Below are 12,464 nucleotides of genomic sequence, written 5' to 3'. Positions count from 1 at the left end.
CTCAGCCCACCGGCACGCGGGCGAGCAGCAGGTCGATGAAGTCGTCGCTGGTCACGCCGTCGGCCTCGGCCTCGAAGGTCATCAGCACGCGATGGCGCAGCACGGGCTTGGCGATGGCCTGCACGTCCTCGGGGATCACATAATCGCGCTTGCGCCGCCAGGCGTGGGCGCGGGCGCAGCGGTCGAGGGCGATGGTGCCGCGCGGGCTGGCGCCGAAGCCGACGAGACCCTGGAGATCCGCGCCGTAAAGCTCGGGACGGCGCGTCGCCTGCACCAGCTGGAGCAGATATTCCTCCACCTGCTCCGCCATGTGCACGGCCAGCACCTCCCGCCGGGCGGCGAACACCACTTCCTGCGGCAAAGGCGCGCCGAAATCCGGCGATTCGCCCCGGGCCTCGCCACGCACGAGGCGCAGAATCTGGCGCTCGGCGTCGAGATCGGGGAAGTCGATGCGCACATGCAGGAGGAAGCGGTCGAGCTGCGCTTCGGGCAGGGGATAGGTGCCCTCCTGCTCGATGGGGTTCTGGGTCGCCATCACCATGAAGAGCGGCGGCAGGCGGCGGGTGGTGCGCCCCACCGTGACCTGACGCTCCGCCATGGCTTCCAGCAGTGCCGACTGCACCTTGGCGGGCGCGCGGTTGATCTCGTCCGCCAGGATGAAATTGTGGAACACCGGCCCTTCCTGAAACTGGAAGCTGCCGTCCTCGGGCCTGTAGATGTCGGTGCCGGTGAGGTCGGAGGGCAGAAGGTCCGGCGTGAACTGGATGCGCTGGTCGGTGAGGTCGATGGCGTGGGCCAGCGCCTTGATGGCCTTGGTCTTGGCAAGGCCCGGCGCGCCTTCCACCAGAAGGTGGCCGTCGGCGAGCACGGCGATCAGCAGCAGCTCCACGAAGGCCGGCTGACCGAGGATGCAGGCATTCATATAGACCGAGAGGTCGTCGAAGGCGCGGGCGAGGCTGGTGCGGTCGATGACCGGCGGGCGCGGACGGGCAGACGAGGCGGCCGGCGGCTCCCGGCGTGCGGCATCGAGGAAGGACGCGTCTCGGCTCGTGCTCATCTCTTGCTCGCGCTCGACTCTCGGGTTCGGCCACGGGGCCCGTCGGCGCCATGGCGGGGCGGCTGCTCCCCCTGGACCACCGCCGGGAGAGCGCCTCATCGGCTCCTTATAGCGTCGCGGCTTCCGCGTCACACCTTATCTTGCGTTCATTTTTGAGGGATGGCGCCATTTTCTGCCCGGCCGCGCCGGTGCCGGAGCGGCAGACGGCGCAGCGGTAGACGCAGCGGCAGACGGGCGTCTGTGTCGCCTCCATTCCAGTTTGCCGTCGCATTTCCACGAGAGCGGGGCAGCGGGCGGGCGCATTGTCACGGTCGAACAGGGGACACCCCCGGTTTCTCCATTCAGAGACCCAAATGCGCCGCTTCTCCCTTCCCACCCTCCTTTCCGAGGCGCTGAACGCCCATCAGGGCTGGAGCCGCCAGTGGCGCAACCCGACGCCCAAGCCGGCCTACGATGTCATCATCATCGGCGGCGGCAGCCATGGGCTCGGTGCCGCCTACTACCTCGCGAAGGAGCATGGCCTCCGCAACATCGCGGTGCTGGAGAAGGGCTGGATCGGCGGCGGCAATTCCGGCCGCAACACCACCATCATCCGCTCCAACTACCTCTATGACGAAAGCGCCGCCCTCTACGAGCACGCGGTGAAGCTGTGGGAAGGGCTCTCGCAGGAGCTGAACTACAACGTCATGTTCTCCCAGCGCGGCGTGCTGATGCTGGCCCACAACCAGCACGACGTGCAGAGCTTCAAGCGCCACGTCTATTCCAACCGCCTCAACGGCATCGACAATGAATGGCTGACGCGGGAACAGACCAAGGAGTTCTGCCCGCAGCTGAACATCTCGCCGGACATCCGCTATCCCGTGCTCGGCGGCGCCCTCCAGCGGCGGGGCGGTACGGCGCGGCACGACGCGGTGGTGTGGGGCTATGCCCGCGGCGCCGACGCGCTCGGTGTCGACATCATCCAGAATTGCGAGGTCACGGCCATCCATCGCGGGCCGGACGGGGCCGTGACCGGGGTGGAGACCACGCGCGGGCCGATCGGTGCGAAGAAGATCGGCGTCTCGGCGGCGGGGCATACCTCCATGGTCATGGCCATGGCCGGGGTGCGGATGCCGCTGGAGAGCTTCCCCCTTCAAGCGCTGGTCTCCGAGCCGGTGAAGCCGTGCTTCCCCTGCGTGCTCATGTCGAACGCGGTGCACGCTTACATCTCCCAGTCCGACAAGGGCGAGCTGGTGATCGGGGCGGGCACGGACCAGTACGTCTCCTACAGCCAGCAGGGCGGCCTCCACATCACCACCCACACGCTGGATGCCATCTGCGAGCTGTTCCCCCAGTTCACGCGCATGAAGATGCTGCGCAACTGGGGCGGCATCGTCGACGTGACGCCGGACCGCTCGCCCATCATCGGCAAGACGCCGGTGAAGGGCCTCTATGTGAATTGCGGCTGGGGCACGGGCGGCTTCAAGGCGACGCCGGGCTCGGCCCATGTGTTCGCCCACACCATCGCCCGCGACGAGCCCCACCCCGTCAACGCCCCCTTCACCCTCGACCGCTTCCGCACCGGCCGCCTCATCGACGAGGCGGCGGCGGCGGCGGTGGCGCATTGAGGTCCAAGATGCTGCTCGTTCCCTGTCCCTATTGCGGGCCGCGCCCCGAGGTGGAATTCCGCTGCGGCGGCGAGGCGCACATCGCCCGCCCGGCCGATCCCGATGCCCTCGATGACGCCGCCTGGGCCGAATATCTCTTCGCCCGCACCAGCCCGAAGGGCGTCCATGCCGAGCGCTGGCTGCATGCCCACGGCTGCGGCCGCTGGTTCAACGCGCTGCGCAACACGGTGAGCGACGCCTTCATCACCACCTACGAGATGGGCGAGCCCCGTCCCGACATCACGGGAGGCCGCTGATGGCGCAGGATTTCCGCATTCCCGGCCGTGGCCGCGTCGACCGGACGAAGCCCATCGCCTTCACCTTCAACGGCCGTACCGTCGAGGGCTATGAAGGCGATACGCTCGCCTCGGCGCTGCTCGCCAGCGGCATCAGGCTGATGGGCCGCTCCTTCAAGTATCACCGCCCGCGCGGTGTGCTGACCCATGGCGCGGACGAGCCCAACGCCCTGTTCCAGGTGGATCGCGGCCCCGGCCGGTCCGCCCCCAACAACCGCGCCACGGTGGTGGAGGCGGTGTCCGGCCTGAAGGTCTCCTCGCAGAACCACTGGCCGTCGCTGGAGCACGACATCGGGCAGGTGAACGACCTCGTCGCCCCCGTGCTGACGGCGGGCTTCTACTACAAGACCTTCATGTGGCCGCGGTCCTTCTGGGACAAGCTCTATGAACCCGCCATCCGCGCCGCCGCCGGCCTCGGCGTGGCGCCGGACGCGCCGGACGCGGACCGTTACGTCCATCGCAACACCCATTGCGACGTGCTGGTGGTGGGCGCGGGCCCGGCCGGCCTCGCGGCGGCGCTGGCGGCGTCGGAGGCGGGCAAGCGCGTGATCCTCGCCGACGAGCAGGCGGAGATGGGCGGCAGCCTCCTCGCCGATCTCACCGCCACCATCGATGGGAAGACAGCCTCGGCCTTCGTGGAGGAGGCGCTGAAGACGCTGGCCGCGCGGGCGAACGTGACCCTGCTCAACCGCACCACGGCGTTCGGCTATTACAACCACAACCACGTCGTCCTCACCGAGCGTGTCACCGACCACCTCGCCACGCCGGACGCCAAGCTGCCGCGCGAGCGGCTGTGGCAGGTGCGGGCGAAAGAGGTGGTGCTCGCCAGCGGAGCCCATGAGCGTCCGCTCGGCTTCGCCGACAACGACCGGCCGGGCATCATGCTGGCCGAGAGCGTGCGCACCTATGTGAACCGCTACGGCGTGGCGCCGGGCCGCCGCATCGTCTTCGCCACCAACGGCGCTTCCGCCTATCGCGCGGCGGCGGATGCCAAGGCGGCGGGGCTGGACGTGACCCTCGTGGACCTGCGCCCCGAGGCGGAGATCGGCCCCGAGCGCGCCCTCCTCTCCGGCATCGAGCTTCTCGCCGGCCACACCGTGGTGGGCTCCACCGGCGGCAAGGTGGTGACGGGGCTGATCGTGGCGCCGCTTGCGGCCGGACGCGTCGGCGCGCGGCGGACGCTGGCCTGCGATTGCGTCGGTATGTCCGGCGGCTGGACGCCGGCGGTGCATCTCTTCTCCCAGTCGCGCGGCAAGCTCACATTCCGCACCGAGATCGACGCCTTCGTGCCGGGCACGTCCGTGCAGGCGGAGCGCTCGGCCGGCGCATGCAAGGGCACCTATGACCTCGCCGCCGTCCTCGCCGAGGGCTGGGCGGCCGGCGCGGAAGCGGCCGGCGTGCCGTCAACCCGCGCCTTCGCGGCGGCGCCCGCCACCCCCACCGGCTTCAGGGCGGCGCGGGTGCTGCCCACCGATGCCGATCCAAAGAAGGTGCGCGCCTTCCTAGACTTCCAGAACGACGTGACTGCCAAGGACATCGGCCTTGCGGTGCGCGAGGGGTTCGAGAGCGTCGAGCATGTGAAGCGCTACACCACCAACGGCATGGCCACCGACCAGGGCAAGACCTCCAACATGGCCGCCCTCGGCCTCGTCTCGGAGATCCTGGCCAAGGACATCCCGCAGGTGGGCACCACCACCTTCCGCCCGCCTTATACGCCCGTCACCTTCGGTGCCATCGTCGGCACGGCGCGTGGCGAGACCTTTGATCCCATCCGCACCGCGCCGGTGCATGAGTGGGCGGTGAAGCAGGGCGCGAAGTTCGAGAATGTCGCCCTGTGGCGCCGCGCCTGGTACTTCCCCAAGCCGGGCGAGGACATGCACGCGGCGGTGGCCCGCGAATGCCGGGCGGTGCGCGAAAGCGTCGGCCTGCTCGATGCCTCCACCCTCGGCAAGATCGAGGTGGTGGGGCCGGATGCGGCCGAGTTCATGAACCGCATGTATCCCAACGGCTGGACCAAGCTCGAGCCGGGCAAGTGCCGCTACGGCCTGATGCTGAAGGAAGACGGCTTCATCCTCGACGACGGCATCGTCGCCCGCATGGCGCCGGACCGCTTCCACGTCACCACCTCCACCGGCGGCGCGCCGCGGGTGATGGCGCACATGGAAGACTATCTCCAGACGGAGTGGCCGGACCTCGACGTCTTCCTCACCTCCATCACCGAGCAATGGGGCGTCATCGCCGTGCAGGGGCCGCGGGCGCGCGAGGTGATTGCCCCCTTCGTTTCCGGCATCGACCTCTCGCCCCAGGCCTTCCCCCAGATGGCGGTGCGCGAGGGGGAAATCCTCGGCGTGCCGACGCGGCTCATGCGCGTGTCCTTCACCGGCGAGCTCGGTTTCGAGATCAACGTGCCGGCGGATTTCACTCAAGCCGTGTGGGAGGCGCTGTTCGCCTACGGCCAGCGCTTTGGCATCACGCCCTACGGCACCGAGGCCATGCACGTGCTGCGCGCAGAACGCGGCTTCATCATCGTCGGGCAGGAGACGGACGGCACGGTGACGCCGGATGATGTCGGCCTCTCCGGCATGATCTCCAAGGCGAAGAAGGATTTTGTCGGCAAGCGTTCGCTCGCCCGGCCGGACATGGCGCGGGCGGATCGCAAGCAACTGGTCGGGCTGCTCTCGGCGGATGGGCGCACGGTGCTGGAGGAGGGGGCGCAGATCGTCGCCGACACCAAACAGGCGCTGCCCATGAAGATGCTGGGGCATGTCACCTCCTCCTATCTCAGCCCCACCCTCAACCATCCCATCGCGCTGGCGGTGGTCTCCGGCGGGCGGGCGCGGATGGGCGAGACGCTCTTTGTGACGACGCCGGCCGGTTTCACGGCGGTGAAGGTGGTGGCCCCGGTGTTCCTCGATCCCGAGGGCAAAAGGGTGGAAGGTTTTGTGGAAGGAGGCGTTCATGCCTGAGCCGGTTGCCATCCAAGCGCGGCGCGCGCCCATCCTCGCCCCCTCGGCATCCGGTGCCGTGCGGGTGCTGCCGGCCGCCGACCGCTTCGTGCTGCAGATGAAGGCGCCGCGCGGCGCCGTGCTGCCGGCAGGCGCCGGGGGCTTCGATCTCTCCGGCTCCCTCAACAGCGTGCGCGGCACGCCGGAGCGCTTCGCCGCCCGCCTCGGGCCGGGGGAGTGGCTGCTGGTCTGTCCCGAGGGGGAGGGGACTGCCGCCGAGCCGGCGATCGCCGCCGATCTCGCCGGCCGCTTCTTTTCGCTGGTGGCGGTGGGGCACCGCAATGCGGCGTTCCTCTTGAGCGGTCCGCACGCGGCGGACATCCTCAATGCCGGGATCGCCCTCGACCTGTCCGACACTGCCTTCCCGCCCGGCTCGGCCACGCGCACGTTGCTGGGCAAGACGGAGGTGGTGCTGGTGCGGGTGGGGGAGGCCTTCCGGCTGGAGTGCTGGCGCTCCTTCGCGCCCTATGTCCACGCCTTCCTTCAGGATGCGGCGCGGGAATTCGCCTGAGGCTTCACTTCTTCAGCTGCCGCACCTCGGCGGGGCGCTGGTTGATGGTGGTGCCGGTGGCGTCGGGGATGAATTCCATCGGCACCGCCAGCATCTTCCCGCAGGCGGCGACCGTCCATGTCTCGCGCCATGGGCCGGTCTCCGGCGCCGACTTGTCGCCGGCGGAAAGGCCGAAGCCGTCGAAGGCGGTGTCCGCCACCTCCATGTCCTTGCAGTCGGCCACCTTGGTGCCGGCGCCGATGAAGGCATAGGTGAGCGCATCGCGCTGGAGCACGATGTTGGCGCGTGTACGGCCCGGCAGCGTCACCAGGAAGCGCACGCCCGAGGGCTCGGCCCGGAACAGGATGTTGATGATGCGCTCCGTGCCGCAGCCCTTGATGGGATAATGCCCCCACCACGCGCCGGACCTGGGCAGGCCCTTGGCATCGAAGGACACCTCCTGCTGCAGCGTCACCGAGACATCGCCATCGGTGAGGTTGGCGCAGGTGGGCAGCGAGGCCGGCGGCACCTTCTTCCACGCGTGCGCCAGCGCGACCCTGTAGGCGTCGGAATAGAGATAGCTCTGGAATTTCTGCGAATCGGTCGTCCCGGACGCCGGTGCCGCCAGGGTGGCGCTCGCCGGGACGAGGAGCCCCAAAGCAAGGGTGAGGCAGGCCCCGACAGTACGCATGCCCGCCATCGTCGTGCCCCCAAACATCCTGCGACCAACCGCACTACGCATACCACCGGCAGTTGAGGCCCGCCATCGGCGGTCGCCTACTGGTCCACCTCGCAGCGCAGTTCCTGCCGCCCGTCCGGCAGCGTGCGGCGGTGGGTGCGGTCGGCGAGGCGCTGGATGAGGTGGAAGGTGATGCCGTTGAGCATGGCGTCCTCGTCCACGCCGGTGTCGAAGCTCGGCGCCGGCCCCGGCTGGAGCGCACCGCCGGCCCAGGCGAAGGACACGTCCAGCACGAATTCATCGAACCGCGTCGTCACCTCCACCGGCCCCTCGGCGAGAGAGGGGGCGGCGGTGGCGAATTCCTCGGCGATCTGGGCGATGCGCCCCACCTCCTCGGTGCGGGCGCCATCGGCGGCGGCGGCGTCCATGAGGAACTGGTGCAGGGCGGCATGGCCCTCGGCCGGCGACCAGACCAGACGATGGCTCTTCACCGCGCCGATGCGGAACAAAGCGTTCAGCGCAAGCGCGGTGAACAGGCCGAGCACCAGCGAGGACGTGACCAGCTCCCGCGCCGATTCGGAGAGCACCCGGGCGTAGAAATCCGGAATCTCGTCGAAGGAGATGCCAATGAGGAAGCCGAGGCCCACCACGATCGTGCGCCGCGCATCCAGCATCCGTTGGCCGAGGATGGAAATGCCGGAGAGCACGATGAAGGCGGAGGCAAACAGCAAGGCCGCGCCGAGCACCGGCCGGGGAATGGCCATCACCACCACCGACGAGCCGGGAATGAAGGCAAGCGCGATCCAGCCGATGCCGACGCCCAGCCCCACCCGCCGGGCCTTGACCTCGGTGGCGACCGAAAGGCCCACGCTGGCGGAATAGGTGTTGAGGCCCATGGTGCCGATGAGCCCGGCAAACAGGGTGCCGAGGCCATCCGCCAGCACGCCGGCCTCGATATTGGCATAGTCCGGCCGGCGCCATTGCGGATCGTTGGCGCGCTGGCTCGCCACCATGTCGCCGAAGCTGCGCAGGATGCAGGCGAGGGCCCCGGCGAGGAAGCCGGGCAGCAGCCCGACGCTGAAGCTCGGCACCACCAGCGGCCAGCGGATCAGCTCCAGCAGGGGCTTTACCGACACCTCTGGCCGCGGCGCGCCGAAGCCGAGGGCGAGGTGCACCGCCGAGCCGGCGGCCAGCCCGGCCAGCACCGCCATGGCGCGCAGCGGCGGGCTGCCCCAGGCTGCGAGGGCGATCATGACCGCGAGGCCGGCCACCGCGCCGCCGGTGCCGGTGAGGGTCACCTGCGCCATCGACTGGCTGTAGCCCACCATCAGCTTGATGGCGACGACGCCCAGGATGATGCCGATGAGCATCACCACCAGCCCGACGATCTCGATGGGCAGGAAGGGGCGCACGCGATGCATGACGCGGCTGAACAGCACCTCGGCAAGGCCGGCCGCGATGGTCATGCCTGCCACCGCCTCCAGCCCGCCGGCGCGGGCGGCATAGAGGGCGGCGGGCAGATAGGCGGCGGTGAACACGGCGGGCAGCAGATAGCCGCAGCCGGTGCGCGGCAGAAACAGGATGGGCCGGCCCCAGCACTGGAAGAGGGTCGCCACCCCCATGGCCAACATGGCCAGATCGAGATAGCGCCGCTGCATCTCGGCATCAACGCCGGCCGCCTGCGCCACCAGCAGTGGGAACACCAGCGTCACCGCCATCAGGCCCATATGCTGGGCCACCGAGCCGATGAGCACCGGGAGCGGCGGATGAGACTCGAGATCGTAACGCAGCCTGCCGCTTCCCACGCGACTCTCCCCAACCCGGCCGCTTGGCGGCTCTTTGTCTGCCCTGCCGAGACCCCGCTCAGGGCGGCCCGCGCAACTCATCTCGAATGGCGCGTGACCGCATGAGGCGATCCGGCGGAAACCGGCCGGGCCAGCCTAAAGGGTTTGGGAAAAAGGGGAAAGCGCTCTGGAGGCCCTGTCCCGCGCGCCGTGCGCGGGACCCTTGCCAGCGGGGCAGGCCGCGCGGCTACAGCGCCACGTAGATGAACTTGTCGGCCTTGAGGGTGGGATAGTTGGCGCGCAGAGCGGTGGCGATCTTGCCGATCAGGTCCTTGTCGCCCGCGGCCGAGGGGCCGACGAAATCGGTTCCGGCCATCCAGGTCTCGAAGAAGCCGTGCAGGCCCTCGTCATAATCCGCGCCCGTGGGATTGGCGGATTTGTCGGCGAGGGAGGCGATGCCGTCCTTGCTCACTTCCAGACGCCAGTCACGGTCATCCACCACGGAGCCGATGAGGGCAGAAAGCTCCGCGTTCGTCCAGTCTGTGTTGAGGTCGAGGGCCATTGTCGCAAGTCCTACCCGAAGAGGTCTCGGGGAGGACGTCACGCAAGAAGCGGTCCATCGCGGATGCGGGATGGCCGGCGCTGAGCGCGCCGACACCGGACCCGATCGTTCAGCGGCGGTTGGGGAGATCGGCGGCCTTCACCGCTTCTTCGTGATACCAGCTGCTTCCGATCACGGCCTGCGCGGCTCCCACGGCGGCGATCTCGGCAGCCCATTTCGCCTCTTTGGCGAGCATGCCGTTCTTCGCGCCATTCTTCACTGGGAAGACATAGATTTTCGCCGTCTCGCGCTCGTGGTTCGCAGTCATCACTCCGCTCTCCTGTCCGATGAGCCTCCTGGGCGCCATCACTTGCAGATTTCATAACATGATTTGCACCCTACATATACATCAATGCGGGCATATTTTAGTTTAGTGCCTAAATTTTAGGCAAATATAAATTGGCGTCACTTGGCTCTTTTATTTCCGCGTTTGCTGCATGGCCCACGCGCGTCTTTCGCAGTGCAGCGGCGTGCTCACATCCAAGCGTGGCTGCCGCCCTTTTGTTCCCTCGCGGGGGGCGGATTTCGCTCGCGACCGGGCGCGTACCGAGCGGCTGCACACGCGGTGTGCGTTCCGCCCAAGAGAGTGGCCGATTCCTGATGCAGCAATGGGCAGCTGACGCTGCGGCCGGTCGGGAAAAGCCCTTGTCCGGCTATGGGCCCGCGGCTGGCACGCGGATTGCTAGATATGACCCGGCCCCCGCGGCCAGTGGATCCTTCACGGCCGGACGCTTCCTGAATCAAGAGTTCGAGAAACAAGGTCCCGAATTTCACGTCATCGGCTCAGAGAGACTGCAATGCCAAAGTTTAAGCTCGAGTATATCTGGCTCGACGGCTACACCCCGGTTCCCAATCTCCGGGGCAAGACCCAGATCAAGGAATATGACGTGTTCCCGAGCCTCGAGGAGCTGCCGCTGTGGGGCTTCGACGGTTCGTCGACCCAGCAGGCCGAAGGCCGCAGCTCGGATTGCGTGCTGAAGCCGGTCGCTGTCTATCCCGACCCGGCCCGCACCAACGGCGCCCTGGTGATGTGCGAAGTGATGATGCCGGACGGCGTCACCCCGCACCCGTCCAACAAGCGCGCCACCATCCTCGATGATGCCGGCGCCTGGTTCGGCTTCGAGCAGGAATACTTCTTCTACAAGAACGGCCGCCCGCTCGGCTTCCCCGAGGCCGGCTATCCCGCGCCGCAGGGCCCCTATTACACGGGCGTCGGCTTCAAGAACGTGGGCGACGTCGCCCGCCAGATCGTCGAGGAGCACCTCGACCTCTGCCTCGCCGCCGGCATCAACCACGAGGGCATCAACGCGGAAGTCGCGAAGGGCCAGTGGGAATTCCAGGTGTTCGGCAAGGGCTCCAAGAAGGCCGCCGACGAAGTGTGGATGGCCCGCTACCTGCTCCTGCGTCTCACCGAGAAGTATGGCGTGGACATCGAGTTCCACTGCAAGCCGCTCGGCGACACCGACTGGAACGGCTCGGGCATGCACGCCAACTTCTCCACCTCCTACATGCGTGAAGTGGGTGGCAAGGAGTATTTCGAGAAGCTGATGGCGGCGTTCGAGGCCAACCTCGATGACCACATCGCCGTCTATGGCCCGGACAACCACATGCGCCTCACCGGCAAGCATGAGACCGCGCCGTGGAACAAGTTCTCCTACGGCGTTGCGGACCGTGGCGCGTCCATCCGCGTCCCGCACTCCTTCATCCGCAACGATTACAAGGGCTATCTCGAGGATCGCCGCCCGAACTCCATGGGCGACCCCTACCAGATCGCCTCCCAGATCCTGAAGACCATTTCGTCGGTCTCCACCGACGTCTCGGCTGCGGCCTGACGACTTCGCCACGGCGCACCTCCGCGCGCGCCGTGGCGTTTTTTTGGACGGGTCGGCCTGTTCGTCCTGCCGACTGTCTCGCGCGTTTCCTCTCGCGCTCTCCCTCCGGCCTTCGCCGTCGAGCCCCGCGCATTTCGCGCCCCATCTTCCTTCCGATCTCCGGCAAGCCCATCCCCTAGGGATGAGAACCTGCGCCGTGCCGGTCGCCTCTGCGGTCAAGCTGGTATAAGCAGGGATATCCCTTGCGGCGCCGCGCCGTGGCGCTGCCTGGTCCCTCGCGCCCGGAGCCGCCGATGCCCGCCGACTGGAACGCCAGCCAATATCTGAAGTTCGAGGACCAGCGCACCCGCCCGGCGCGCGATCTTCTCGCGGCGGTGCCGCTTCAGAGCGCGGCGTTCGTGGTGGATCTCGGCTGCGGCCCCGGCAATTCCACCGACATCCTGGCGCAGCGCTTCCCCGGCGCCGAACTCCTCGGCCTCGACACCTCACCGGCCATGCTGGAGGCGGCCCGCGCCCGCCTGCCGGGCGTTACCTTCGCGCTCGGCGACGCCTCCACCTTCACCTTGCCGAAGCCGGCGGACCTCATCTACGCCAACGCCGTGCTGCAATGGGTGCCGGATCACGCCACCCTGCTGCCGCGCCTCATGTCGCTGCTGGCACCCGGAGGGGTGCTGGCGGTGCAGATGCCGGACAATCTGGAAGAGCCGTCCCACGTCGCCATGCGTGAGACCGCCATGGCCGGCCCGTGGGCGGATACGCTCCACACCGCCACCCGCGCCCGCACCGTGCTGCCGGAGCCGGGCGCCTATTACGACATGCTGAAGCCCCACGCGGGGGCGGTGGACGTGTGGCACACCATCTACAACCACCCGCTGGATGGCATCCCGGCCATCGTGGAGTGGGTGAAGGGCACGGGCCTGCGCCCCTTCATCGATCCGCTGGAAGGCGACGAGCGCACGCAGTTCCTGGAGGAATACGCCGCCCGCCTCTCCGATGCCTATCTACCGAGGGTGGATGGCAAGGTGCTCCTCGCCTTCCCCCGCTTCTTCATCGTGGCGGTGAAGTAGAACTTCA

At 68.2% G+C, this 12,464-nt stretch carries 11 protein-coding genes; 6 read left to right on the top strand and 5 right to left on the bottom strand.

The genetic code is table 11. The features are described from left to right. Position 1: 1 nt before the first annotated feature. Complete coding sequence (locus tag FHT36_RS13335) at positions 2 to 922, bottom strand: MoxR family ATPase (protein WP_051460815.1); 921 nt, start codon at positions 920 to 922, stop codon at positions 2 to 4. Between the two features lie 488 nt (positions 923 to 1,410). On the opposite strand from FHT36_RS13335, the gene FHT36_RS13330 reads away from it, so the two are divergent. From FHT36_RS13330 to FHT36_RS13315, 4 genes are read left to right on the top strand one after another with little or no spacing between them, the layout of a single operon-like run. Continuing rightward, the gene (locus FHT36_RS13330; protein WP_169122980.1) at positions 1,411 to 2,664 is read left to right on the top strand and encodes a sarcosine oxidase subunit beta family protein; all 1,254 of its coding nucleotides are present in this window, start codon (positions 1,411 to 1,413) and stop codon (positions 2,662 to 2,664) included. 8 nt (positions 2,665 to 2,672) lie between these two features. Further along, complete coding sequence (locus FHT36_RS13325) at positions 2,673 to 2,960, top strand: sarcosine oxidase subunit delta (RefSeq protein WP_169122979.1); 288 nt, start codon at positions 2,673 to 2,675, stop codon at positions 2,958 to 2,960. Next, on the top strand, positions 2,960 to 5,965 hold the full coding sequence (locus FHT36_RS13320; protein ID WP_169122978.1) for a sarcosine oxidase subunit alpha family protein: 3,006 nt from the start codon (positions 2,960 to 2,962) through the stop codon (positions 5,963 to 5,965). Before FHT36_RS13325 ends, FHT36_RS13320 begins: the two co-directional genes overlap by 1 nt. Continuing rightward, positions 5,958 to 6,515: a sarcosine oxidase subunit gamma gene (locus tag FHT36_RS13315; RefSeq protein WP_169122977.1), complete on the top strand. Its 558-nt coding sequence runs from the start codon at positions 5,958 to 5,960 to the stop codon at positions 6,513 to 6,515. The genes FHT36_RS13320 and FHT36_RS13315 overlap by 8 nt, the downstream gene beginning before the upstream one ends. 4 nt (positions 6,516 to 6,519) lie before the next feature. Here the strand turns inward: FHT36_RS13315 and FHT36_RS13310 are convergent, their stop codons facing one another. The 4 genes from FHT36_RS13310 to FHT36_RS13295 form a co-directional block, all read right to left on the bottom strand. After that, a complete protein-coding gene (locus FHT36_RS13310; RefSeq protein ID WP_169122976.1) occupies positions 6,520 to 7,185 on the bottom strand; it encodes a hypothetical protein in 666 nt (221 codons plus the stop codon). A gap of 86 nt (positions 7,186 to 7,271) precedes the next feature. Next, entirely contained in the window at positions 7,272 to 8,978 is a 1,707-nt protein-coding gene (locus FHT36_RS13305; RefSeq protein ID WP_348644452.1) for a solute carrier family 23 protein, read from the bottom strand. A gap of 226 nt (positions 8,979 to 9,204) precedes the next feature. Then, the gene (locus FHT36_RS13300) at positions 9,205 to 9,519 is read right to left on the bottom strand and encodes a hypothetical protein (RefSeq protein ID WP_169122974.1); all 315 of its coding nucleotides are present in this window, start codon (positions 9,517 to 9,519) and stop codon (positions 9,205 to 9,207) included. 109 nt (positions 9,520 to 9,628) lie between these two features. Next, positions 9,629 to 9,826, bottom strand: coding sequence for a DUF2735 domain-containing protein (locus tag FHT36_RS13295; RefSeq protein ID WP_169122973.1), 198 nt, complete (start codon positions 9,824 to 9,826; stop codon positions 9,629 to 9,631). A 529-nt stretch (positions 9,827 to 10,355) separates the two neighbouring features. Here FHT36_RS13295 and FHT36_RS13290 point away from each other — a divergent pair. Both FHT36_RS13290 and tam read left to right on the top strand, forming a co-directional pair. Further along, positions 10,356 to 11,390 carry a glutamine synthetase beta-grasp domain-containing protein gene (locus FHT36_RS13290; RefSeq protein ID WP_169122972.1) on the top strand — a complete coding sequence of 345 codons (1,035 nt, stop codon included), beginning with the start codon at positions 10,356 to 10,358 and terminating at the stop codon, positions 11,388 to 11,390. 293 nt (positions 11,391 to 11,683) lie between these two features. Continuing rightward, positions 11,684 to 12,457 (top strand): trans-aconitate 2-methyltransferase, encoded by a 774-nt coding sequence (gene tam / locus FHT36_RS13285; protein WP_169122971.1) that lies wholly within the window; start codon positions 11,684 to 11,686, stop codon positions 12,455 to 12,457. Positions 12,458 to 12,464: the final 7 nt, after the last annotated feature.

Source organism: Xanthobacter sp. SG618, from assembly GCF_012932745.1.
GTDB classification, from domain to species: domain Bacteria; phylum Pseudomonadota; class Alphaproteobacteria; order Rhizobiales; family Xanthobacteraceae; genus Xanthobacter; species Xanthobacter flavus.
Note: the sequence above shows the minus strand (reverse complement) of the source record. Positions and strands in the feature narration are given on the sequence as shown.